Origin of the sequence: Adlercreutzia sp. ZJ176 (assembly GCF_011038975.1) — a bacterium.
Classification (GTDB): domain Bacteria; phylum Actinomycetota; class Coriobacteriia; order Coriobacteriales; family Eggerthellaceae; genus CAAEEV01.
This window is the reverse complement of the sequence record NZ_JAAKEC010000009.1, coordinates 74,677-98,856: the sequence shown is the minus strand read 5'-3', so window position 1 is coordinate 98,856 and position 24,180 is coordinate 74,677. Positions and strand designations below refer to the sequence as shown.

The 24,180-nt window shown below is 67.5% G+C and carries 19 protein-coding genes; 10 read left to right on the top strand and 9 right to left on the bottom strand.

The features are described 5' to 3' along the window. Window positions 1-115: 115 nt before the first annotated feature. Window positions 116-838: a cyclopropane-fatty-acyl-phospholipid synthase family protein gene (locus tag G7Y50_RS06335; protein ID WP_165053215.1), complete on the bottom strand. Its 723-nt coding sequence runs from the start codon at window positions 836-838 to the stop codon at window positions 116-118. A gap of 310 nt (window positions 839-1,148) precedes the next feature. After that, on the bottom strand, window positions 1,149-1,763 hold the full coding sequence (locus tag G7Y50_RS06330) for an HXXEE domain-containing protein (protein ID WP_165053218.1): 615 nt from the start codon (window positions 1,761-1,763) through the stop codon (window positions 1,149-1,151). 113 nt (window positions 1,764-1,876) lie between these two features. Here G7Y50_RS06330 and G7Y50_RS06325 point away from each other — a divergent pair, with 113 nt between their 5' ends. The 6 genes from G7Y50_RS06325 (at window position 1,877) to G7Y50_RS06300 (ending at window position 8,712) form a co-directional block, all read left to right on the top strand. Next, window positions 1,877-2,422: a TetR/AcrR family transcriptional regulator gene (locus tag G7Y50_RS06325; RefSeq protein ID WP_165053221.1), complete on the top strand. Its 546-nt coding sequence runs from the start codon at window positions 1,877-1,879 to the stop codon at window positions 2,420-2,422. Between the two features lie 283 nt (window positions 2,423-2,705). Continuing rightward, a complete protein-coding gene (locus G7Y50_RS06320) occupies window positions 2,706-3,161 on the top strand; it encodes a hypothetical protein (RefSeq protein ID WP_206214787.1) in 456 nt (151 codons plus the stop codon). A gap of 65 nt (window positions 3,162-3,226) precedes the next feature. Beyond that, window positions 3,227-3,820, top strand: a complete 594-nt coding sequence (locus G7Y50_RS06315) for a GNAT family N-acetyltransferase (protein WP_165053224.1) — start codon at window positions 3,227-3,229, stop codon at window positions 3,818-3,820. A 117-nt stretch (window positions 3,821-3,937) separates the two neighbouring features. Beyond that, window positions 3,938-4,192, top strand: a complete 255-nt coding sequence (locus tag G7Y50_RS06310; protein ID WP_165053227.1) for a type II toxin-antitoxin system RelB/DinJ family antitoxin — start codon at window positions 3,938-3,940, stop codon at window positions 4,190-4,192. Between the two features lie 825 nt (window positions 4,193-5,017). Beyond that, on the top strand, window positions 5,018-7,849 hold the full coding sequence (locus G7Y50_RS06305) for an EAL domain-containing protein (RefSeq protein WP_165053230.1): 2,832 nt from the start codon (window positions 5,018-5,020) through the stop codon (window positions 7,847-7,849). A gap of 272 nt (window positions 7,850-8,121) precedes the next feature. Then, window positions 8,122-8,712: a TIGR00730 family Rossman fold protein gene (locus tag G7Y50_RS06300; RefSeq protein WP_165053232.1), complete on the top strand. Its 591-nt coding sequence runs from the start codon at window positions 8,122-8,124 to the stop codon at window positions 8,710-8,712. A gap of 91 nt (window positions 8,713-8,803) precedes the next feature. Here the strand turns inward: G7Y50_RS06300 and G7Y50_RS06295 are convergent, their stop codons facing one another. Genes G7Y50_RS06295 through G7Y50_RS06285 form a run of 3 tightly spaced genes read right to left on the bottom strand, consistent with a single transcriptional unit; the run spans window position 8,804 to window position 13,550 of the window. Next, window positions 8,804-10,597 carry an ABC transporter ATP-binding protein gene (locus G7Y50_RS06295; RefSeq protein ID WP_165053235.1) on the bottom strand — a complete coding sequence of 598 codons (1,794 nt, stop codon included), beginning with the start codon at window positions 10,595-10,597 and terminating at the stop codon, window positions 8,804-8,806. After that, complete coding sequence (locus tag G7Y50_RS06290; protein WP_165053238.1) at window positions 10,594-11,595, bottom strand: BadF/BadG/BcrA/BcrD ATPase family protein; 1,002 nt, start codon at window positions 11,593-11,595, stop codon at window positions 10,594-10,596. The genes G7Y50_RS06295 and G7Y50_RS06290 overlap by 4 nt, the downstream gene beginning before the upstream one ends. Before the next feature lie 2 nt (window positions 11,596-11,597). Next, window positions 11,598-13,550 (bottom strand): fructose-1,6-bisphosphatase, encoded by a 1,953-nt coding sequence (locus tag G7Y50_RS06285; protein ID WP_165053241.1) that lies wholly within the window; start codon window positions 13,548-13,550, stop codon window positions 11,598-11,600. Window positions 13,551-14,302: 752 nt separating this feature from the next. Here G7Y50_RS06285 and G7Y50_RS06280 point away from each other — a divergent pair. Both G7Y50_RS06280 and G7Y50_RS06275 read left to right on the top strand, forming a co-directional pair. Further along, entirely contained in the window at window positions 14,303-15,181 is an 879-nt protein-coding gene (locus tag G7Y50_RS06280; RefSeq protein WP_165053244.1) for a TIGR02452 family protein, read from the top strand. Window positions 15,182-15,189: 8 nt separating this feature from the next. After that, window positions 15,190-16,230, top strand: coding sequence for an RsmB/NOP family class I SAM-dependent RNA methyltransferase (locus tag G7Y50_RS06275; protein WP_165053246.1), 1,041 nt, complete (start codon window positions 15,190-15,192; stop codon window positions 16,228-16,230). 649 nt (window positions 16,231-16,879) lie between these two features. On the opposite strand, the gene bfr is transcribed toward G7Y50_RS06275, so the two are convergent. Further along, window positions 16,880-17,350 (bottom strand): bacterioferritin, encoded by a 471-nt coding sequence (bfr, locus tag G7Y50_RS06270; RefSeq protein WP_165053249.1) that lies wholly within the window; start codon window positions 17,348-17,350, stop codon window positions 16,880-16,882. Between the two features lie 209 nt (window positions 17,351-17,559). Here bfr and G7Y50_RS06265 point away from each other — a divergent pair, with 209 nt between their 5' ends. Further along, window positions 17,560-17,979: a peptide deformylase gene (locus G7Y50_RS06265; protein WP_165053252.1), complete on the top strand. Its 420-nt coding sequence runs from the start codon at window positions 17,560-17,562 to the stop codon at window positions 17,977-17,979. An 87-nt stretch (window positions 17,980-18,066) separates the two neighbouring features. Here the strand turns inward: G7Y50_RS06265 and G7Y50_RS06260 are convergent, their stop codons facing one another. Together G7Y50_RS06260 and G7Y50_RS06255 are read right to left on the bottom strand one after the other, a co-directional pair. After that, a complete protein-coding gene (locus G7Y50_RS06260; protein ID WP_165053255.1) occupies window positions 18,067-20,793 on the bottom strand; it encodes an RNA helicase in 2,727 nt (908 codons plus the stop codon). A gap of 104 nt (window positions 20,794-20,897) precedes the next feature. Further along, window positions 20,898-21,554 carry a phosphatase PAP2 family protein gene (locus G7Y50_RS06255; RefSeq protein WP_241156461.1) on the bottom strand — a complete coding sequence of 219 codons (657 nt, stop codon included), beginning with the start codon at window positions 21,552-21,554 and terminating at the stop codon, window positions 20,898-20,900. A gap of 118 nt (window positions 21,555-21,672) precedes the next feature. Here G7Y50_RS06255 and G7Y50_RS06250 point away from each other — a divergent pair, with 118 nt between their 5' ends. Continuing rightward, complete coding sequence (locus tag G7Y50_RS06250) at window positions 21,673-23,046, top strand: Na+/H+ antiporter NhaC family protein (RefSeq protein ID WP_165053258.1); 1,374 nt, start codon at window positions 21,673-21,675, stop codon at window positions 23,044-23,046. 634 nt (window positions 23,047-23,680) lie between these two features. Here G7Y50_RS06250 and G7Y50_RS06245 read toward each other — a convergent pair. Further along, window positions 23,681-24,163, bottom strand: a complete 483-nt coding sequence (locus tag G7Y50_RS06245; protein WP_165053261.1) for a YkgJ family cysteine cluster protein — start codon at window positions 24,161-24,163, stop codon at window positions 23,681-23,683. Window positions 24,164-24,180 lie beyond the last annotated feature (17 nt).

Genomic DNA, 24,180 nt, shown 5'->3' with positions numbered 1-24,180 from the left:
CGATGCCACCAGTCTCATCCCTCCCGCAGCGGGAGAGTCAAGGAGCTTTTTTTGATTATCCCCCATGCGGGGAGGGTGGCCGGCGACGAGGCGCGCCGGCCACCGCGTTTTCCCTTTACAGCTTTCTCAGCACGATGCCGATGCTGTTCAGCAGCTTGCCTGCGCCGGCCTCCATCGAGGCGCGGTCGCCGGCGGCGTACTCGTTGTCGCAGGCAAGCCAGTCCGCCCACGCCTCGTCATGGCAGCTCAAGGGCGTCATGCGCTCGATGCGCACGCCGTGCGTGGGCTCGATCATGGCGCGCCACCAGTCGATGTCGTGCATGTACTCAAGTTGCTCGGGCGTCCAGCTCAACAGCAGCTCAGAAGGCAGGTCGTCGTGGCAGTCCCGCACCATGCCGGGGATGGCGAAGTACAGAAGCCCGCCGTGCTTGACGTGCGGCAGGAGCTTCTCGCCGAGGTAGGCGGAATCGCGGCCGAAGTAGTTGTAGGAGTCGATGCTGACGACGGCGTCGAAGAACTCCGTGGCGAAGGGCAGCCCCTGTGAGGCGTCGGCCTTGACGGGGCAGATCTGCCGGTTGGACAGCCCCATCTCCTCGAAGAAGCGCATGTTCTCGCCGGGGTCGCTCCACAGGTCGACGGCGAAGGTGGCAAAGCCGTACTCGCGGGCCAGCATGCACGAGGTGATGCCCGTGCCCGAGCCGAGGTCGAGCACCACGGCGCCTTGCGGGACCTCGTGCTCGCAAAGGAGCTCCTCGCAGAGCTTCAGGGGGTTGGGGCCCATGATCTTGGATTGGACGACGTTCAGGGGAAACGTCCCTGATTTGGGGAAGTGGTTCATAACGGTCTCTTTCTGTAGTTCCGTGGTTTCGAATGGATGAAGTCGAATGAGGCGAACACCAACCATGCGGCCTGACGGCCACCCTTTGAAAGAGCTATTCGGTTGGGTGTTCTCTACAGAACAATGACCAAAAAGACATCCCCTTGAAGGACTTGGGTTTTACAACGGCCCTATTCTAGGGCAGCTCACGAAGGTTTTCAAGGGCACGCCGCGCGTCGAGAGCTTTACGCTGTGCCGCGCGCCGTCTTGCGCGCGTTTTGCGGCGTCCGGATGCTTGGATGCTCGGCCGTTTCACAAGGGCTCTGATACGTCACCGGCGCCCATCGCCGCCTCTGAGCTTCGCCATCTTCTGAGGGAGATCCTTGGGGCTGATGCCGAAGGCGCGCCAGACGAGCACCTCCATCACGGCGAAAACGGCGAGGTAGTAGGCAATGGCAGCAGCCCATCCCCAGCCTGCGCCGGGGGCGGCGTACGTGAAGATGAGCACGGATGAGGGAAGCAGGCAGACCAAGGCAGTTGCCATGCCGGGGGAATAGGGGTACTTCAGCCGATGTATGCGGATGCCGGCTACGTGGATGAAGGCTTCGAAGACGCCGAGCACGCCCGACACCAGCGCGAGCCAGCGGATGTCGCTCAGGAGGAACGGGACGAAGGCGAAGAACACGATGGCGATGACTGCGGCGCCGTGGGCTCTCCCCACCTGCTGAGGCGTGTACTCGCTGATGCCGAACTTCCTCGTCATGAGATCGAAGAATCCGCCGGGGAAGCGCGTCTCCTCCCACTCGTGCAGGGTGATTCCGATTACGAAGAAGCCCAAGGCGCGCTTGAGCGGGGGCATCGTCTCCCAGCAGACGCCGAGGTAGACGGCTACGCAAAGGCATGCGAGCGTGAGGAGGTGCAGGTTGTACGTATCCCAGAATCTCATCAGGAATCCTCTCTGAATTTATCCGACACCATGTCGGATAAATGTTATTATCTTGGCGAAGGGACGGAGCATCAACCACCAAACGCAGCGGAGAGTGTTGGAGGATAGGGACGATGGCCAAGAAGGATCCCCAGAGAAGGGCGCGGACGAGGAAGCGGATCATCGACGCCTTCTGGCTGTTGGCGGGCTCGCAGCCCATGGGGGCCGTCTCCGTGAGTGCGGTCGTCAAGGAGGCGCGGGTCAATCGGAGCACGTTCTACGAGTACTTCTCCAGCGCGATCACGCTGAGGGAGGCTGCGGAGGATGAGCTCCTCGCCTTCATGAGGGAAAAGGCGCGCGGGATTACCCAAGCTGACGAGGGTGCTCTGGTCGAGTACGTCGGCGCCATCTACGCGGAGCAGTCTGACAAGCTCAGGCTGCTGCTCGGTCCTGGCGGCAACGCGTCTTTCGTCATGCGCCTGAAGGAGGCTCTGAGGCCGGTCATGGCGGGTCTCGTTCCCGAGGGGATGCCAGAGCAGGAGGCGCAGCTGCGCCTGGAGTTCGCGCTGAGCGGGATGATCGCGGCCTACTCCCGGTGGTTCCAGGCAGGCGAGTCGCTGCCCGTAGGCGACGCGTCGCGCCTCGTGAAGCAGATGGTGATGAGCTGTGTTGAATCCTGACTGACGCTGTCTTTCGCGTTGACCGTGGTGCGCGTTTCTTATGTGGGGCGCTACGACATCTGCTACGACATCTACTACGTAGTAGAGGAGAGCTCTCGGCTGGCGCCCTGTTCATAGAGGGCCAGTGCTGCGATTTCCTCAAACGCTTCTACGGCGTATATCCTTACGGGGAAGACTAGGACGCTCAATAGGGAGATTGAGGAAGAGTCCTCCGATTTGGCCAACGCGGGTCGGCGCTTGGCGTCGTCGGGGTATAATCGCCCCACGTTCTTGGGAGGCTGACATGCTCAGGGTTCGAGGGAAATATCTGCTGACCATCGCTTCCGCGGTGTGGGTTTTTGCCGGGCTGAACGTCCTTCGCCTGGGGGTCTTGGCTTGCCTGGAGGGAAGCACCCCGATCTGGGTCATGGCGGCGGGCATCCCGCTCATCTTCCTGATCTTTCACCTGATGTTCTCGAAGCTCGTCGGCAAGCACTCCGACCGCATCCGCGGCTACGGCGAGGAGAGGACGCACGTCCTGAGGTTCTTCGACGTGAAAGGGTACGTCATCATGGCCGTCATGATGGGCGGCGGGATCTCGCTGCGCGCCTTCGGGCTGGTCCCGACGTGGTTCGTCGCCTTCTTCTACACGGGGGTGGGAATCGCCCTCGCGCTTGCCGGCATCGGGTTCATGATCCACTTCGCGAAGCGCGGCGGCTACGTCATGTGCCCCGTCACGAAGAAGACGCGGCTGGCGTAAGCTGCGGGGCAGGGGCCTGTTGGGCTCCGCCTTGGCGCTGATCCCGGACCTGAGGAGGGTGTGCGATGGTTTTGACGACGGAGCGCCTGGTCCTCCGCCCTTGGGCGGAAGGCGACGCCGAGGATCTCTATCGCTTTGCGAAAGATCCGGCGGTGGGACCCATTGCCGGATGGCCGCCGCATACGAGCGTCGAGAACAGCCGCGAGATCATCCGCGACGTCCTCTCCGCCGAGGAGACTTACGCCGTGGTGTTGAAGAAGACGGGGAGGCCCGTCGGCAGCATAGGCCTGCTGTTCGGGGAGGACGGGACCGTTCCGCTGCCGGAAGGGGAGGCCGAGCTCGGCTACTGGATCGGGGTGCCCTATTGGGGGCGTGGCCTCATCCCCGAGGCGTCTCGGGAGCTCATTCGCCATGCGTTCGAGGACTTGGAGCTTGGCGGCATTTGGTGCGGCAACTACGAGGGGAACGCGAACTCCCAGCGGGTGCAGGAGAAGCTGGGCTTCGTCTTCGACCGCAACGTGCAGAACGTCCTCTGCAAGCCCATGGGCGAAACCCGCAACGTGCGCATAACCTATCTGAGCAGGGATCGGTGGATTGACGGACGGCGGACGCAGGATCGCGAAACGCGCAAGACAGATGGAACAAGCCGTCCTGCTTGATCTGGAGGCTCGGCAGCAGGCGTTCTCAGGTGAGGGCGAGAGCTTCAGCTCCGTCGAGGACCTGATGGCGGATTTCCATGTTTAGGTAGATTCGCCGCACGCTTCGTTTCAATCAATATGCGCGCACACCCGCAAGCGAAGGCTGATGCCGAGAGCATCTTCTCGAGCTTGGGCATGACGCTCACCGAAGCGATCAACGTGTTTCTGCATAAATCGGTCATGGAAGGCGGCCTGCCCTTCGACGTACGTCAGCCTCGCTACAGTGCGGAAACCGAGGCGGCCATGTGCGAAGCGCGTGACATTATGAACGGCAAGATTCGGGCCGAGTCTTACGATTCTGCAGCGGCGCTGTTTGCCGCACTTGACGAATAGGCGCATGTTATGGCCTTGAGGCTCCGCGCGCCGGTTGCCTCCAGCGTTACCGACAACGGCGCTTTTCCATCCACCCCTCAGGCGATTCTGGATGAAACAGGGCCGTTATCGGTGGTTTTTGGATAAAAGTGGCTGGAGAATGCCCGTTGTCGGTGGTTTTCGGGGCTTGGAGCACCGATAACGGGCGTTTTCCATCCAGCTTTTCCGAACGATGGATGCAAAGAGGGCGTTATCGGTGGCTCGGGTCCCGTGGGCTTGGGTCGGCGAGCTGATTGTACGATGGTGCGCGATGGGTGAACCGCAAGAGCCCCTGCTATAAAAACCATCGATGATGGCTCACTGCTTTGCTGTCTCGCTTCGCCCAGATATGCTCGACGTCTGGCAGCCTTACACCGCCAGGTGGACTTGATGGACCTCGGGCATGGGTGCTCTGTCCAGGTCGACCTACCCAGACTGGCTGATTGCCTTCCTCATCAGCGTGAAAGGCACGGAGGGGTGGCGAATGGCAGGGGGAGGGGAGACGCGGCGCGCCGGGCGTGCCAGTCGGCGTGCTCGTGGCCCCTTCCGCGCTGCTTGCAAGCTCTCGTGCGCCTCGATTGGTTTATGATGCGCTTCACAAGAACGAAAGCAAAAGGTTTCCGCATGAAAATCTACTGCGAAAAAACATAGATGCTGCTCACTCAAGGCGACGTTGCAAAGCGCAACCCAAGAGGGGTTTGGGAGCTGCTGTCGACCCAATGAGCAGGCCGAACGAGGGCGAGGAGCTTCCCTCGTCGCACCGCCTGCGCGTTGCGAGGGCACAAGGGTGCTGGAGGTGATGCGGACATGCTGAATTTCTACACGGTGATCGTTCTGGAAGTCGTGCTCCTCATGGCGCTTCTCGCGTTCATGGCGAACACGAACGACATGTTCTCCAAGAGCAAGAAGGGGCAGTTTCTGCTGCTCTTCTCCAGCGTCGTCCTCGGCATCGTCGCGGAGTGGTCGGGAAGCGTGGCCGCCCTCTCCGGAGGGGAGCTGCGGGAAGTCGTCGTGTGGACGAAGATGGTGGAGCTCTCGGTGACGCCCGTCGTCCCGTTCGCGTGCGCGGAGGTCTTGCGGCAGACCGCGATCGCTCCCGCGAGGAGCAGGCTGCTCCTCGGCATCCTGGTCGCCCACACCAGCCTGGAGGCCCTGTCGGCCTTCGGAGGGTTCATCTACTACGTGGACGCCGACGGCGTGTTCCTCCACGGCCCGCTCTACTGGATTTACCTCGTGACCTACCTGGGCGCCGCCGTCTACGCGCTGCAGGTCGGGTATCGCGTCAGCCGCCAGTACCAGGGCAAGAACAGGGCGATGCTCCTTCTGATGCTGGGCTTCCTGCTGCTCGGCGTGGTCGCGAACCAGGTGGACAAGGACGTCAAGTCCGCTTGGCTCACGGTTGCGATCGTCGTCACGCTGCTCTACATCTTCTACAACGACATGCTCCAGCGCGTCGACGAGAAGACGATGCTGCTCAACCGCGCCAGCTGCAAGAACCTGCTCGAGCGCCTGCGCAAGCCCGCGATCATCCAGCTGCTCGACGTGGACTCGTTCAGGGCCGTCAACGACGAGTACGGCCGCGACTACGGAGACGAGTGCCTTCGGGTGGTCGGGAAGGCCATCCGCAAGGCCTACGGACGGCACGGCGCGTGCTGCCGGATAGAGGGCGACGAGTTCTGCGTGATCCTGGACGTGGACGAGGGCGCCATGGAGGCGCTCAACGAGCAGTTCCACGCCGTCATGGAGGAGGGCCGCGCGGCAGATCCGCGCCTCCCGCGCGTCTCCGCGGGGTACGCCTGCTTCGACCCCTCCCAGAAAGACGTGCGCGTCGCCGAGCAGGCGGCGGCTTCCGCCATGCGCCGCAACAAGGAGCGGAGCCGTATCAAGCACGGCCCCATCCCGCGCTCTGCGCTCAAGGAGTACCGGCCGTCACCTGCGCAGATGCTGGCCGAATCGCAGAAGCCGGCTTCGGAGGAGCTTGACACCACCGGGTTGGCGAACCGGACGTTCGCGGCCTTCTCCAGCACCTCGGAGCGCAGCTACATCTACCTCTGCAACATGAGCACGGGGGTGTCCCGCTGGTCTCTGGCCGCAGTGCAGTACTTCGACCTGCCGGGCGAGTACATGTTCGACGCGGGGAAGATCTGGGAGTCCCTCATCCACCCGCAGGACCGGCAGATGTACCACGATGACATCGTGTCGGTCTTCTGCGGGCACAGCCAGGTCCACGACCTGGAGTACCGGGTGAAGAACCGCCTGGGCGAGTACGTCGTCTGCACCTGCCGGGGCGTGGTGCTGAAGGGGGAGGGCGCCGAGCCTGACCTGTTCGCAGGCACGATCATCAACCACGGCCTCGTCGACGAGGTGGACCCCATCACCGGCCTGCACACCAACGCGGAGTTCACCAAGAGCCTGCACCGGCTGATCGAGGAGCGGATCAGCGCCTGCGTGGTCAAGGTGGGGATCGAGAACTTCCGCCACGCCAACGCCATGTACGGCCAGGAGGGCGGGAACCAGATCCTGCGGCTCTTCGGCATCGAGCTCCAGGGGCTCGTCGCGGGCAAGGGGCGGGTGTTCCGCCTGGAGGGGGCGAAGTTCGCCTTCTACCTGTACGACGCCGACCGAGACGAGGCGCGGAGGTTCTTCCAGCAGCTCCGCCGCGTGGCGGAAAGCGAGATCCAGATCGACAACCTGCAGGTCCCCTTGCAGATATACGGCGGCGCGGTGCAGATCGACCCCCGGCACCCCCGCAACGAGCACCTCGTGCGCAGCAGCCTGATCTACGCCGTTGAGCAGTCCCTGGAGAACCACCGCAACGAGCTGATCTTCAGCGAGGACGTCCGCCAGGTGCTCAACGTCGAGAACATCCAGCTGCACGCGGAGATCCACCGCAGCGCCATGGAGGGCTGCCGCAACTTCTTCCTGTGCTACCAGCCCATCGTGTCCTTCTCCACGGGGAAGGTGATCGGCGCGGAGGCGCTGCTGCGCTGGAGGCAGGAGCCCTACGGCGTGGTCCCCCCGGACAGCTTCGTTCCCTGGCTGGAAAACGACCCCGCCTTCATCCCGGTGGGGAATTGGATCCTCCGCCAGGCGATACGGGAGACCGCGCCTCTGCGCCAGGCGGACCCGGGCTTCATCCTGAACGTCAACGTCGCGGACACGCAGCTGAAGCACAGCAGCTTCCGCGAGGACGTCCTGAACATCCTCGCGGAGGAGGGCTGCCCGCCCGAGAACCTCTGCCTGGAGCTCACGGAGCGGTGTCGCCGCATGGAGCCGGACTTCCTGGAGGACGAGCTGAGGTTCTTCCGCTCGCGCGGCATCACCATCGCGCTCGACGACTTCGGGACGGGCATGTCCTCCTTGGCGCTGCTGCTCCAGCTCCCCGTTGACGAGCTGAAGGTGGACCGGGTGTTCCTCCTGGGCGCCCTCGAGAGCAAGCGGAGCCTGTCGCTGATGGAGACCATCGTGCAGAGCGCCCGGAAGGCGGGCCTGCGCACCTGTGTGGAGGGCATCGAGACGCAGGAGCAGTGCGAGCTGATCGCCTCGCTGGGAGGCGACTGCTACCAGGGCTACTACGCCAGCAAGCCCACCCCGATCGAGGGCCTTTTGGAGATCTGCCGCGAGAGCCGGGAAGATTAGGCGCAGACGCTCGCGCCGATGTCTGCTAGGATGCTTCGGGATGAGAATCGCGGGCGTGCGCGAGCGCGGGTGTGGGGCGTGGGGCGCGTGGGGCGCACGCTGCGCCTGGGGCTGCGCCTGGGACGCGGGCGTGCTTGCGCGTGCGATGCCCGCCTGCGCCTGGGGCGTCGGCGTGCTTGCGCGTGCGATGCCGCCTGCGCTTGGGGCGCTGGCGCGGGGGCTGCGCTTGGGACGCTGGCGCGCCTGCGCGAAGAGGTTTCGAAGGAGCTGTCATGAACGTTGTCGTATACTGCGGGTCGAACGGCGGGGCGAACGCCCGCTTTGCCGAATGTGCGCGTGATCTGGGCACGTGGATTGCCCGGCACGGCCATGCGCTCGTGTACGGCGGCAGCTCGGTGGGGCTCATGGGCATCGTGTCACGCGCCGTGCTCGACGGCGGCGGCGAGGTGTATGGGGTCGAGCCTCGTTTCTTCATCGAGGCGGGCGTCGCGCAGCACGACCTGACGGAGCTCATCGAAGTGGAGACGATGGGCGAGCGCAAGGCGAAGATGATCGAGCTGGGGGACGTGTTCGTCGCCATTCCCGGCGGCGTGGGCACGCTCGAGGAGATATCCGAGATCATGTCGCGCATCCGGCTGGGGCTCGGGCCGACCGAGTGCTACTTCCTCAACCTCGACGGCTTCTACGACCCGCTGCGGGCGCTGCTCGGGAACATGCTCGCTCAGGGCTTCGTCGAGCAGTCTGACATGGAGCGCTTCCACTTCCCCGAGAGCCTGGACGCCCTGACGGCGAGCATCGCGCACGGGCGGAGCTGCCCCGCGCAGCGCCTCGTGACGGCAAGCGAGCTCATCTCGCCGCGCTGAGGCAGCTCCTGGTCACGCCAGGCAGCCTCCCTGCCGGGCCAGCGCGATTTCTGCCACGCCAGCGCGCCTCCGGCGCATCGGCGCGCCTCGCTTACTCCAGGTAGGCGCCGGTTTGACGGCTCCAGAGGCGCGCGTAGGCGCCGCCGGCCTCGATGAGGCTCTCGTGCGGGCCGTCCTCGGCCACCTTCCCGTCAGCTAAGACCACGATGCGGTCAAGGCTCGCTACCGTGGACAGGCGGTGCGCCACCACGATGCACGTGCGCCCCTCCATGAGCGTGGCGAGCGCGTCCTGCACGAGCCGCTCGCTCTCGGAGTCCAGCGCGCTCGTGGCCTCGTCGAGCACGAGCACGGGGCAGTCGGCCAGAAGCGCGCGGGCGATGGCGACGCGCTGGCGCTGCCCGCCCGAGAGCTTCACGCCGCGCTCTCCCGTGATGGTGTCGAAGCCCTGCGGCAGCTTCTCGATGAACTCGAGCGCGTTGGCGAGCCGCGCCGCCTCGCGGATCTCCTCGCGCGTGGCGTCAGGCCGCCCGTAGGCGATGTTCTCGGCGATGGTGCGGTGGAACAGCAGCGCCTCCTGCGGCACGTAGGCGATCTGACGGCGCAGCGACTGCTGGGTGGTCTCGGCGACGTTCTGCCCGTCGATGAGGATGGCGCCCTCCTGGATGTCGGCCAGCCGCAGCAGGAGCTTGGTGAGCGTGGTCTTCCCCGCGCCCGACATGCCCACGAGCCCCACGCGCTGGCCGGCGGGGATGTGCAGGTTGAAGTCGTCGAACACGGTGGTCTTCGCGTTGCCGTCGGTGTAGTGGAACCCGATGCCCTCGAAGTCGATGGCGCCTTCGCGCACCTCGAGGTCGGGCGCGCCGGGGACGTCGGCCACCAGGCGCGGCTCGTCGAGCACGAGTGTCATGCCGCTTGCGTCGCCGAACGCGCGGTTGAAGCGCTGCAGGCCGTTGTTGATGAAGTTGAACTGGTTCGTGATGGTGTAGGTGTAGGTGAACATCATCACGAGCGTGCCGGGCGTGATTCCGAACCACGCGTTGCCGCCGGCGATGAACACCGCCACCACGCTCATGATGACCACGGTGATGGCGGCCGTGATGATGCCGCGCGTGAGGCTCGCGCGCATGCGCTTGGAGTCGCGCGCCACCACTTCGCGGTTGAACTGGTCGAACAGCCCGCGCTCGTAGTCCTCGCGCCCGTAGGTCTTCACGGCCAGGATGTTCGCCACCGAGTCGGACAGCTCGCCGGAGAGCTGGTTCTGGGCGCTGGCGGCCTTCTCGTTCAGCGTGAGGATGCGCTTGTACATGCGGTACGACACGACGGCGTACACCACGAGCAGCACCATGAGGATGACTACGTAGGCGGGCACGCGCGGCGCCAGGATGCCGCAGGTGAACACGATGGAGCAGAACACGGGCATGAACGGGAAGTTCAGGTTCTCGAGCACCAGGTTGTAGGCGGCGAGGAACTTGGTGGTCTGGCTCACGAGCGTGCCGCCGAAGCGGTTGGAGTGGAACGACATCGACTGGTTGCACAGCGCGTCGAAGCAGAGCGTTGAGAGGTCGTAGCTCGCGGCGATCTCGAGCTTGTAGAGCGTGTAGTCCTGCAGCTTGCTGGCCGTCTGGCCGAGCACGTTGATGGCGACGAGCGCCGCGACGTAGGGCGCGAACACGCTGATGACCTGGTCGGGCGCCACGGGGCTCGCGCTCACGCGGTCGACCACGAGGCTCATGACGTAGGGGTTGCCGTAGGAGAGGAGCGCCACGTAGGCGAACGTGGAGAGCTGCAGCGCCACGAAGAGCCCCAGGTGCGAGCGCGTGATCTGCCAGAAGTAGTGCAGCGTGCGCCGCGTGGTCGAGGGCGCGGCGGGGGTGCGTTTGCTCATGCTGAGGTCCTTTCGTGTCTCGGCATGATTATAGAGGGTTTGCCGAGGGGCAGCCGGCCGTCGCGCGCCCAGGCGCGGGCCATGCGGATGCCTCCCTCGGCGGGGGAGGTGCTGACGTGGCGGATGCTGCGCGCGGGCAGGGACGTGCGCGCGAGGATCTCGTCGACGACCAGGTTGCGGAAGCGCTCGTTGCGGAACAGGCCGCCCGCGAGGGCCACGACCGCCTCGGCGTCGCCGCGCTCGGAGAGGGCGCGCACGAGGGAGGCGGCGTAGCCGGCGAGGTAGCGCGCGGCTTGGCGGCGGATGTCCTCGCAGGCGGGCGACGCGGCGCACTCGAGCGCGATGCGGGCGAGCGCGGCGAGCTCGTCGGCACGCGTGAGGCGCGCGGCCGCCTCGCCCAAGCAGGACGCGCCCTCGGGCGCAAGCGCCTCTCTCACCAGCGCGAACGCGGGGTCGTCCTCGCGGCAGCTGTCTTCGTGCAGAAGCGCCTCGCGCAGGAGCGCCGCGCCCGCCCAGCAGCCCGACCCCAGGTCGCTCACCTGGTAGCCCCAGCCGCCGATGCGGCGCGCCACCGCGCCGCCTGCGTCAACGCAGAGCGCCACCGAGCCCGTGCCCGCGACCACCACCACGCCCGCGCCGTCCGCGACCGTGCGCAGCGCGAGCAGCGCGTCGTTGCAGACGTGGTGGCGCTCAAGGTCAAGCCCGCAGGCGGTCAGCGCGCTTCGGTACGCCGCCGCGTCGGCGGCCGAGTCGCACCCTGACAGGCCCCACACGCCGCGCACGTCCGCCAGCGCCGCACCCTGTTCGTCAAGCTCGCGGCGCAGCCGCCTCACTCCTTCGCCGATCTCAGCCCGCGCGGCATCCGGCCCCACCGACTTGAAGCTCGTCGAGCCCACCTGGAAGCGCGCGAGCTCCGCTCCCTCTGCGTCAGCCAGCAGGAGCTCCGTCGAGCTGCCGCCTCCGTCAACGGCCAGCAGGAGGTCGCGCGCCGCTCCCAAGTCTAGCCCCGCTCGGGGATCAGGCCGCGTCGGTACGCCTCGAGCAGGCGCTCCAAGTCGGCGATCTGGGCTTTCAGCTTCGCGCCCGTGTCGGTGTCGGCCACGCGCGTGCGCTCCTCCACGCGCTCGACCACGTGGCGTGACGAGTGGATGTCGAGCTCGTTCTCCACGGCGGCGCGCGTCGACTCGAGCGGCTCGTGCGCGGCGAGCACGAAGCCGTAGGAGTTCGAGATCAGCGTGTAGCCCGCGATGCCGGTGGTGGGCTGGTAGGCCTTCGAGAACCCGCCGTCGATGGTGAGCACGCGCCCGCCGCATTTCACCGGGTCCTCGCCGTCCTTCACCTTCACCGGCACGTGTCCGCACACGATGCGCGACGTGGCGGGGTCCATCCCGAAGTCCTCGAAGATGCCCGCGATCACGCGCTCGTCGTTGAGCAGCGTGTAGAACGGGTTCTTCACCTCCTTGCGCGCGGCCTTGTCGGCGATCAGGTACAGCTCGAACGTGGCCATCTTGCTCTTCGCGAACAGAGGCGAGCCGGGCGAGAGCCACATCCACCACAGAAGGTCGCGCCCGCGCGTGCGCGCCGCCTCGTCGGGGCCGAAGAACGCCTCGCGCACGTAGTGCTCGAGCGCGTCGTAGAGCGCGCGGCCGGCGAGCTTCTCGCCGAACACGTCAACCTCCATGAGCGAGCCGTCGGGGTTGAGCGGGACGCTCGCGTGGAACAGCAGGTTGGAGTTGTAGATCTTGTAGAGGCTGCCCGCCTCCAAGAGGAAGCGCATGTGGCGCTGCAGCTTCTCGCAGCCGACGAACGCCTGCTCGAGGCGCTGCATGACGTTCTCCTCCTCGGGCGTGAGGCGGTAGGGGTTGGCTGGGTCGATGGTGGGGAACACCTTGTCGGTGAGCTCGTACTCCACGCCGTCGAGGAGCACGGTGCCGCGCTCGTAGTCGATCTTGTCCAAGAGCTTGCGGTCCTCAAGCCCGAAGCTCGGGTTCTCGTCGATGAGCTGGCCTTCCACCTTGAACTGGATGACGGCCATGGCCTTCTGGATCTTCACGTTCACCACGTGCTCGCGCTCGGTGAGCTGCGGGTTGCCCTTGAGGCCGAACGCCACGCAGGGGTCGTCGGCGTAGGCGCGCTGCGCGAACCCGGCGAGCGGCAGGATGTTGATGCCGTAGGCGTCCTCGAGGATGGAGAGGTTGCCGTAGCGCGCGCAGTTGCGCACCACGTGCGCGATGCAGCCGCGCTGCCCGAGCGAGGCGCCCATCCACACGATGTCGTGGTTGCCCCACTGGATGTCGACCGAATGGAAGTTGGCCAGCGTGTCCAGGATGGTGTGCGGGTAGGGCCCGCGGTCGTAGATGTCGCCCACGATGTGCAGATGGTCGATGGCCAGCCGCTGGATGAGCAGACACAACGCCTCCACGAGCGCCCGCGCGCGGCCTGTGCGCATCACCGCGTCGATGATGTCAGCGAAGTACGCCTCGCGCTTCACGGCGAAGTTGTTCTCCGTCATGAGCTCCTCGATGATGTAGGCGAACTCGGGCGGCAGCGCGCGGCGCACCTTCGAGCGCGTGTACTTGCCCGACGCCTGCTTGCACACCTCGACGAGCCGCAGGATGGTGGTGGAGAACCAGGCGCGCTCGTCCTGCACCTGCGGCAGGACGAGGTCCATCTTCTCGCGCGGGTAGTAGATGAGCGTGGCGAGCGAGCGCTTCTCGGCGAGGGAGAGCTCGTCGCCGAAGGTGTCGTCGATCTTGAGGCGGATGGAGCCCGAGCCGTTCTTCAGGAGGTGCGAGAACGCCTCGAACTCGCCATGGATGTCGGAGGCGAAGATCTCGGTGCCCTTCGGCAGGCTCAAGACCGCGCTCAAGTTGATGATCTCGGCCGATGCCTTCGCCTCGGAGGGGAACAGGCGGGAGAGCAGTTCCAGGTATCGGGTTTCGCTTGCGTCCATGATGCTCCTTCGGGTTGCGCGCGGGCCGGGCCTGCGCAAGTGCTCGCTTGCCCGCGGCGACGCGTGCGCCGCGGACGGGGTTGGCGCTATTGTAGCGAAGCGCGCGCCGCCCTGGCCGGCCGCAGGCGAAGCGAGCGGCGCGCGGCGCGAACGCGCAGGTGAGGGCGGATGGCGGCGGGCGCTTCGCGCAGGCGGCGCGGGAGCGGGTGGCGGGCGGCGGGGCGCACGCGCGGACTATGGTATCCCGAGCGAGGCGCCCCTCATGTCATCCTGAGCGAGCGAAGCGAGTCGAAGGATCTGGCCCCGGGCGCGGCGCGCCCGCATGCGCAACCTACTCGCAACCAGATCCTTCGACTCCGCGCCTGCGGCGCTCCGCTCAGGATGACATGGGGGGCGTGCCGCGGCGCGCCCGGGGCGCAGGTGAGGGCGGGTGGGTGCGGCGCGCGGCGCGCCCGCATGCGCAGTTCGCTCGCGACCAGATCCTTCGACTCCGCGCCTGCGGCGCTCCGCTCAGGATGACATGGGGCTTCACAGCCTCGCGCTCTCTCAGGACGCAGGGGGGAATGACAAGAAAGGGGCGCGCATGGGGCAGGACGACGCTCGCGTGTCTCTCCGATAAGGTACACCGCGTGAACAACACGCTCGTCCACCTGTTTTTGCGCTAGGGAGCGCCGCTCCTCGGGCGCGACGTGCGCCCAAGTGGGATATGATGGGGGTCATCCACATCCGAGGCCCACTCTCAAGGAGGCATCATGGCAGACAGGGACGAGCGTCGCGAGCAGGCGGCCAAGCACAACGCGCTCATGAAGGGCGCGTTCGCGAGCGAGACGGCGGCGTGCGCCGCAGCGGCGACGATCTACGAGGAGGGCGCGGGACGCGTGCTCGAGCTGGGCGAGGCCCCCTTCGCCGCCACCGAGACGCGCGTCACCACCTCGTTCGCGCCCGAGGCCCTCTACCGCCAGGGCGCGGGCAAGACGGCCGTGGTCGACCCGGCGGCCTTCACGCGCCCCGGCGGCGCCTACGAGGACGGCGCGTTCGGCCCCGAGCAGATCCTGTGCGCCGCGAGCAACCTCTACCAGGTGCTCTGCGAGGTCAAGGGCCTCTACCACGACAAGAACCGCGACTACCGCCGCGGCGGGCTGTTCACCGACCGCGCGGCGTACCTGCCCGACGTGGTGTTCTCGCGCGACGGCAGCATCCGCAAGGCGGACGTGATCGTCATCCCCGAGCCGCTGCGCGCCCGCGCCCTCGAGAACCACCGCTCCGAGCGCGAGTGCGACCGCGCGCTGGCCGACCGCGTCGAGACGATCATGCGCATCGCCGCCGCGAACGGATGCGAGACGCTCATCGTGGGCGCGTTCGGCTGCGGACGCCTCGGCTACCCCGCCGAGCAGGTGACGTCGCTGTTCAGCGCATGGATCGAGGCGCACCCCGGCGCCGTCGCGCGTGTGGTGTTCGCCGTGCCGCGCGCCTCCTTCGACGCGTTCGACGCGGCCTTCGGGAGGTCCGCGCAAAAGGAGGCCGAAGCTGCCGCCGCGGCGGCAGCCGCCCAGGCGAGCACGGAAGACGAGGACGGCGAGGAGTTCGACTGGCGCAGCGTCGAGCTCCCCGAAGGCGTCACGATCCGCTAGGGCGCGCCGTGAGCACGACCGAAGCGCAGGAGCGCGCGGCCGCACGCGGGCTTCCCCCCGAGCTGCTCGCGCGTCTTGCCAGCCACTACGCCCCCGAAGTCACGGATGCCGTCATCGCCGGGTACGCCGCCCCGCGCGCGTGCACGCTGCGTGCCAACACGCTGAAGGCCTCGCCTGCACAGGTGGCCGCGGAGCTTGACGCGGCGGGCATCGCCTGGCGCACGCCCGCCTTCTACGCCGACGCCTTCGTCACGGACGCGGGCAGCGAGCCCGCCCTGCGCGCGCTTGACGCCTACGCGCAGGGGAAGGTCTACCTGCAGAGCCTCTCGGCCATGCTGCCGCCGCTCGCGCTCGACCCGCATCCGGGCGAGAACATCCTCGACATGGCGGCCGCGCCCGGCGGCAAGACCTGCCAGATGGCCGCGCTCTCAGGCGGCAAGGCGCTGATCACCGCCTGCGAGAAGAACGCCGTGCGCGCCCAGAAGCTGCGCCACAACCTCGAGAAGCAGGGCGTCGCGCGCTGCAACGTGATGGAGTGCGACGCGCGCAAGCTCGACGAGTTCTTCACCTTCGACAAGGTGCTGCTCGACGCGCCCTGCTCGGGCTCGGGCACGGTGTCGCTCGCGGGCGGCGCCTACCGCGGAGGGTTTTCGGACGAGCTGCTCGAGCGCAGCGTGAAGACGCAGCGGGCGCTCCTGCGCAAGGCGTTCGAGACGGTGCGCCCCGGCGGCATCGTGGTGTACGCCACGTGCTCGATACTGCCCGAGGAGAACGAGCTGCTCGTCGAGAGCGTGCTCAACCCCTCGAAAGACGAGCTGGCAGCCGCATCGCGCGACGGCAGGCGCGGCGGCCGGCGCGGGCGCGGCAAGCGCCGCGGCGGCGATGGGCCGCGTCCCGTCAAGCCCGTGAACGCCGAGGTGGTCCCGCTGCCGGACGAGCTGCTCGAAGGCGTGCCGCTTCTGCCGTGCGCGCTCGAGGGCGCAGCATGCGTGAGGCCCACCGAGCTCTACGAGGGGTTCTTCGTAGCAGCGCTGAAGCGGCTGAGCTAGGCGCCGCCCGTCCGGGAGCGCGTCGCGCACGCGCGCATCCGCCCTCACCTGCGCGCCCGTGTCGCGTGCCCGCCCTCACCTGCGCGTTCGAGCATGCCGCGGCACGCCCCCCCATGTCATCCTGAGCGGAGCGCCGCCATCCGCCCTCACCTGCGCGTTCGAGCATGCCGCGGCACACCCCCCGTGTCATCCTGAGCGGAGCGCCGCAGGCGCGGAGTCGAAGGATCTGGTCGCAAGCAGGTGGCGCATGCGGGCGCGCCGTACCCGGGGCCAGATCCTTCGACTCGCTTCGCTCGCTCAGGATGACACGGGGGACACCTCCTGACGTTCGCCCAGGATGGCATGAGGAGGGAGATTCGCCCAAGGTGCGGAGCCGCTCGATCAGTGTGACAGGGGGGCACCTCCTGACGTTCGTTCAGGATGATATCGGGGCACCTCCTGACGTTCGTTCGGGATGACATGAGGAGGGAGATTCGCCCAGGGTGCGGAGCCGCTCGCTCGGGGTGACATCGGGGTATCTCCTGACGTTCGCTCGGGATGACATGACAGGCGCCTGATGCGGACGCTCCCTAGCGCAAAAACAGGTGGACGAGGGCCAGCTTGGCCGCAGGGCAGGGCTGGCAGGTGCGGCAGGCGCTGTCGCCTAGCGCTACGCTTGCGTCTTGGTGGAGAGGAAGATCTGCAGCGACATCTGCTCGATCTGGTCCTGCAGCTCCTCGATCTCGTCGACGTGGCGGTCCTCGTCGGCGAGGATCTCGGTGAGCATGTCGCGCGTGGCGTAGTCGAGCACCTCGCCGGCGAGCACGATGGCCTCGTTGTAGCGGCGCACCGTCTCCAGCTCGAGCTCGAGGTCGTTGTCGACCTGCTCGGGCACGGTGGCGCCGATGGTCATCTTGTTGAGCTTCGACACCACGGGCGTGCCCTCCAGAAACAGGATGCGCGCCATGAGCTTCTCGGCGTGGCGCATCTCGGTGATGGCGCGGCGCTCGTACTCCTCGTGGAGCTGGGCGTATCCCCAGTCCTCGCACATCTCGGCGTGCAGCATGTACTGGTTGATGGCGGTGAGCTCGTCGGCGAGCAGGTTGTTCAGGGTGTCGATGAGCTTCTGGTTTCCCTTCATGGCAAGGCTCCTTCGGTTGGGTGCGGGTGCAGCTCGGCCGCGGGCCGCCGATGAGGCCGGCCGTCCGCGCGCCGTGAGGCTCACCTGCCATCTTAGGGGCGCCCGCGCGGCCTGCGCGGCGGGTGGGGCTGCCGTTGCCGTCTTGCCACCCTCCCGACGTCATGCGGTATCATGGGACGCGTAACGTTTCCGGCCAGAAGGAGAATGCGGTGATCAAGGAGATCGTGAAGGACGAGGCGATTCTGTCGCAGGCGTGTGAGAAGGCGACGGCGGATGACGCGTCCGTAGCCCAGGACCTGGTGGAGACGCTCGTCTCGCTCGAGGACGCGGCGGGTCTGGCCGCCAACCAGATCGGCGAGACGAAGGCCATCGTCGCGTACCTGGACGACGATGACAACCCGCACGTGATGTACAACCCCGTCCTCAAGCAGGGGCTGGCGCCGTTCAAGGCCATCGAGGCGTGCCTGTCGCGCGAGGAGGAGAAGAAGGTGACGCGCTTCGCGCGCATCCAGGTGGCCTACCTCGAGCTGGTCGACGGCGAGCTCGTGGAGCGCAAGAGGAAGTTCGAGGGCTGGACGGCGCAGGTCATCCAGCATCTGATCGACCACTGCAAGGGCAAGCTGATCTAAAAGGGCCCAAGGCGCGGAGGCGGCGAGGGAGGTGGCGCGCCGCGCCGCATCGCCCCCCTCGCCGCCTCCGCCCTCTTTCGCTGCTCTCTACCGCTCGAGCAGGTCCTCGATGAACCCGGCCCGGTAGTTCTTGAACACCACCTCGCCCTGCTCCTGCGTGGCGTCGAGGTCGACGTCGGCCATGATGCCGAAGTCGCGGTCGCCCGCCTCGTCGCTGAACGTCTGGTGCACGTGCCACACGTGCGCGGCCTTCTCGTCGGCCTCGTCGATGACGAGGAACGCCGCCGAGCGCGCGTCGGCGTCGGTGAGCACCTCGTCATGCGCCTCGTAGTAGGCGTCGAGCGCGTCTGACCAGCGGCGCTCGCCGAACCCCCACTCCGCGTCGAGGCGGCCCAGCTCGGCGGCCTTGTCGGCGGCGGCCAGGCGCACGCGCGCGAACAGGGCGTTGCGCACGAGCACGGCAAGGCCGCGCCGGTCGCGCACCACCTCGTCCGCGGGCGCGGGGGCGGCGACGTCTATGGCGCTGCCGGCGTTCTCCCATTCGTCCACCAGGCTCGAGTCGGTCGAGCGCACGATGAGGCCGAGCCACGAGATGACGTCGCGCAGCACGTCGTCGCGCGCGGACTGGGGCAGCGTGCGGTCGAGCACGCGGTAGGCGTCGGAGAGGTAGCGCAGGAGCGTCCCCTCCGAGCGCGCGATGCCGTAGCGGTTCACGTAGGTCTTGAAGTCCGAGGCCGTCTCGATCATGTCGCGCAGCACCGACTTCGGCGCCAGCTCGAAGTCGCGCGCCCACGGCACGGCGCGGCAGTAGTGCCCGAAGGCCGCGTTCAGCACGTCCTCGAGCGGGCGCGGGTAGGTGACCTCGGCCAGGCGCTCGAGGCGCTCCTCGTACTCCACGCCGTCAGCCTTCATCTCGGCCATCGCGCGGTCGCGCTCGACGCGCTCCTGGGCGCGCAGGACCTGGCGCGGGTCCTCGAGCGTCGCCTCCACGAGCGAGATCACGTCGAGCGCGTACGTGTCGCTCTGCGGGTCGAACAGGTCGAGCGCCGCGAGCATGAAGGGGGAGAGCGGCTGGTCGAGCGCGAAGTCCTCGGGCATCTCCACCGTGGTGACGTAGCCCTCGCTGCCGTCGTCGCCCACCGTGCGCTCTACCACGCCCGCCTCGATGAGCGTGGCGAAGATCTCGTCGGCGCGCACGTGCAGCTTCGCCTTCTGCTCGTCGGTCTGGGCCGACGCGGCGATGAGCTCGCGCACGCGCGCGCGGGCGTCGCCGCCGCGCGAGATCACGGCGAGCACCATGGAGTGCGTGATGCGCATGCGCGGCGTGAGCGTCTCGGGCACAGCGTCGATGAGGCGCGTGAAGGTGGCCTCGTTCCACGCCACGAACCCCTCGGGCGGCTTCTTCTTCTTGATCTTGCGCAGCTTCTTGGGGTCGTCGCCCGCCTTCGCCACCAGCTTGGCGTTCTCGATCTCATGCTCGGGCGCCTCGGCGATCACCATGCCCTCGGTGTCGAAGCCGGCGCGTCCCGCGCGCCCGGCGATCTGGTGGAACTCGCGGGCGCGCAGCCGGCGCATCTTGTGGCCGTCGAACTTGGTGAGCTGCGTCAGGACCACCGTGTGGATGGGCACGTTGATGCCCACGCCGAGCGTGTCGGTGCCGCAGATCACGGGCAGGAGGCCCTGCTGGGCGAGCTTCTCCACGAGCAGGCGGTAGCGCGGCAGCATGCCGGCGTGATGCACGCCCACGCCGCACTCGAGCAGGCGCTTCAGGATCTTACCGAAGGCGGTGGTGAACGCGGTTCCCTTGACGGCGGCCTTCACGGCCTCGCGCTGCTCCTTGGTGGCCACGCCGTAGCTGGCGAGCGACTGGGCGGTGGCGATGGCGGCGTCTTGCGAGAAGTGGACGAGGTACAGCGGCGCCTCGCCCTTGCGCAGGGCGAGCTCGACGGTGCCCTCGAGCGGCGTGAGCGAGTACTCGAAGGCGAGCGGCACGGGACGCGGCGCGTCGGCCACGGTGTCGACGGGCTTGCCGGTGCGCTCCTCGAGCGCGGCCGCGATGGCGGAGGTGTCGCCGAGCGTGGCGCTCATCAGCAGGAACTGCGCGCGCGGCAGCGTGAGCAGCGGCACCTGCCACGCCCAGCCACGATCGACGTCGCCGTAGTAGTGGAACTCGTCCATGACCACGCAGCCCACGTCGGCGCCCTCGCCCTCGCGCAGCGCCTGGTTGGCGAGGATCTCGGCAGTGCAGCAGATCACGGGCGCCTCGGTGTTGATGGTGCTGTCGCCGGTGATCATGCCCACGTTGTCGCGGCCGAGCACGTCGACCATGTCGAAGAACTTCTCGCTCACGAGCGCCTTGATGGGCGCGGTGTAGTAGGCGCGCCGCCCGGTGGCCATCGCCATGAAGCAGAGGCCCTGCGCCACGAGCGACTTGCCCGACCCGGTCGGCGTGCCGAGGATCACGTGGTCGCCCACGGCCAGGTTCATGAGCGCGTCCTCCTGGTGCGGCCACGGCTCGATGCCGCGGGCGTCCACCCAGTCCAGGAAGCGCTCGAGGGCCTCGTCGGGCGTGAGCCACGGGTCGGTCTCGTCGAGGTCGGGGGCGGGCGTGGGCGTGGGTGCGCCGCTGGGGCTGGCGGGCGCGGGCGCGCCGGGGTCGGCGAGCGCGCTAGCGTCTGCGGGGCCGTCGACAGCGCCTGCGGGGCTGTCGGTGGCAGCGTCCTCTTCGAGGGTGTCCTCGGGCAGCCACCAGCTCGGCGCGAGGGCGCTGAGCGAGCCGGGGGCGAACGGGTCGGTTATCTCAGGGTGGGTCATGGCGGCATCCTCGCTTCGTCGAACGTGTTCGCCCCATTGTAACGGTTAAGCGCGTGACGCGCGGCCCGCCCGGGCGTTTGCGCGCGAAGCGCTCTGGCGGGCTGCTAGAGCAGGCCGCAGAGGGCGTAGGCCGCGGCGCTCAGGACGAGGGCGCTTGCGGCGCCGGCGATCACGTCGCGGGGGTAGTGCACGCCGCCGAGCACGCGCACGCCGCCCATGAACGCGCCCGCAGCCATGAGCGCGGCGCCGACGACGGGCTGGAACGTCATCCACGCGGCGGCGATGGTGAACATCGAGAACGCGTGGCGGCTCGGGAACGACTTTCCGCGCGTGTCCTTCTTGATGAGCGGGTCGATGGGAAGCGCCTCGTAGGGGCGCGGCGCGTTCACGACGCGGCGGAACAGGCTGCATGCGGCGAACAGCACCGACGGCACCGCGACGCAGCACGCGAGCGGCCACCACGCCGCCAGCGCACCCGTGTGCGCGGCGCCCGCGTCACCGTTGGCGCCCGCGGCTTCCGCGCTCGCAGCTCCGCCGGCCGCTCCTGTCGCCAGCTCGCCCGCGCCCACGCCGCCCGCCGCCGCCAGCTCGCCCGCGCTCGCGCCGCCCGCGAGCGCAGAAGCCGCCAGCAGCGCGAGCAGCAGCGGGTAGGCCACGTATCCCACGCACGTGAGTAGCTTGTTCGCCGCCAGCAGCGCGCGGGCGGCGCGCGGGTTCGCGCGCAGGGGCGCGGTCCACCGCGCGTACTGCTCTTCGATCAACGTGCCGCCTCCTTCCGCATTCCCTCATTTTTGTTCAAACATTATGAGCGAAGAGCGCCCCGCTGCGCACAGTGATTGCTACAATGTGCGGACTATTCGAACGCGTGGGAGGATTGAGATGACGGAAGAGAAGAACGTGACGGCCGGCGCGTCCGCGGCGAGCGGCCAAGATGAGCCCGCGAAGAAGGGCAACGTGGGCGCGCTCGCGCCCATCGGCGTGTTCCTCGTGCTGTACCTGGGGCTGGGCATTCTGTTCGAGTACGTGCTCGGCATCCCCATGGGCTTCTACAACATCCCCATCGTGGTGGTGTTCCTGGTGGCGCTGCTGGTGGCGTGCGTGCAGAACCGCAGGCTGCCCTTCGACGACAAGCTCGTCATCATGGGCCGCGGCATCGGTGACAAGACCATCGTCACCATGATCCTCATCTTCATGGCGGCGGGCGTCTTCGTGGGCACGGTCGGGCGCGACTCCGCGGAGAGCGTGGCGTACCTCATGCTGTCGGTGTTCCCCGTGCAGTTCGCCGTGGCGGTGCTGTTCGTGGTGAGCTGCTTTGTGTCCGTGTCGATGGGCACGTCGGTGGGCACGATCACGCTGATCACTCCCATCGCCGTGGCGGTGTCGGCGGCGTCGGGCTTCAGCTTGCCGCTGTGCGTGGCGAGTGTGATGGGCGGCGCGATGTTCGGCGACAACCTGTCGTTCATCTCGGACACCACCATCGCGGCCTGCCAAGGGCAGGGCTGCCAGATGAAGGACAAGTTCCGCGAGAACTTCAAGATCGCCCTGCCGGCGGCCCTCGTCACGCTCGTGATCATCCTGGCCATGTCGTTCAACGCCGACCTCGCGGGAGGCGTGAGCCATGAATACGAGCTCATCCAGCTCATCCCGTACCTCATCGTGCTCGTGGGAGGCATCGCCGGCGTCAACGTGTTCGTGGTGCTGCTTCTGGGTATCGTCTCGGGCTCGCTCATCATGGTGCTCACGGGCGCCACGGCTCCCACCGACCTGCTCGCCAACATGGGCTCGGGCGCCGCGGGCATGTTCGAGACGACCATGGTGGCCGTGCTCGTGAGCGCCATCTGCGCGCTCATCCGCGAGCACGGCGGCTTCGTGGCGCTTCTGAACGGCATCCGCAGCCTGTTCAAGAGCCGCAAGGGCGGCCAGCTCGGCATGGGCCTGCTGGTGGTCGCGATGGACGTGGCCACGGCCAACAACACGGTGGCCATCGTGATGGCGAACCCCATCGCCGCCGAGATGGCGCAAAGCTACGGCATCTCCAAGCGCAAGACGGCGTCGCTGCTCGACACGTTCTCGTGCGTCTCGCAGGGCGTCATCCCCTACGGCGCGCAGATGCTCGTGGCCATATCGGCCGCCACCGAGCTGGGCTACGCCGTGTCGGCCTTCGACATCATCCCGTTTCTGTTCTACCCGTTCCTGCTGCTGGTAAGCTCGCTCGCGTTCATCTTCCTCGTGCCCGAGAAGGCTCAGAAGTAAAGGGAGAGCTGCGGAAGGGGAGGCGAAGGGAGGGGCCCATGCCATCCTGGGCGAGCCTCCCTCTCCCGTGTCACCTGGGCGATCGACTCCGTCATCTTAGGTGAACCTCCCTTTTCATGTCATCCCGAGCGAGAGCAGCCCCCCTCTAGGCCACCGATAATCGTTACGGGATCTCGCCCTTCTGCTTCCGCCGAATCGGAAGGGCGGTAACCTACGTTGCGGGGACGGCGCGGTGGCTCGTACCATGCCATCCCGAGCGAGAGCAGCCTCCCTCTATGTCATCCTGAGCGAGCGAAGCGAGTCGAAGGATCTGGTCCCGAGCGCGGCGCGCCTGCATGTTCTACTCGCCTGCGGCCAGATCCTTCGACTCCGCGCCTGCGGCGCTCCGCTCAGGATGACACGTGAGAGGGAGACTCGCCCAGGGTGGCGCGGGCGCTCCGCTCAGGGTGACACAAAGGGTTTTCGCCCTTTGGGTGGTCAGGGTACTCCTCCCGGGATGGGGGCTGCTTGAGCGGGCGCTTCGCTCAGGATGACACGTGAGAGGGAGGCTCGCCCAGGGTGGTGCGGGCGCTCTGCCCGGGATGACAGGGGGGATTGCTGCCCTCCGGGTAGCGCGGGGCACTTCCCAAGTTTGCTAGCTGGCGCGGGCTACTTTGCTTGCGGCGGCTATGGCTGCGGCGCGGTCGATCTCCTCGAGGGAGTGCTGCGGGCGGTAGCGCGGGTCGGACGCGTCGCCGAGGATGAACGTGTCGTGCAGGTCGATGAGCGGCTTGTCGTCGTCGACCACGATGTCGGGGTTGCGGCGCAGTATCTCGAGGCGCGGCACGTGGCAGTTGTACAGGCGGCAGATCTGCGGGCGCGCCTCCCATATCCGGCAGATCCCGCCCTCCTCGGAGAAGCAGCAGCGCTCCTTGCGGTAGTTGCGCGGCATGATGCCGTGCTCGGCCATGTAGGCGCGCATGCGCGCCACCTCGTCAGGAGAGGCGCTGATCACGTTGAGGCCGCAGCAGTGCCCGCACTGCTCGCAGTCGGGGTAGCTGTTGTCGCCGTCGAAGCGCAGGGGCGCCGACGCGTCGCCCGCGCCCGCGCCCCTTGGTATGTCGTCTCGGGGGTCCATGGACCCCACTCTAGCAC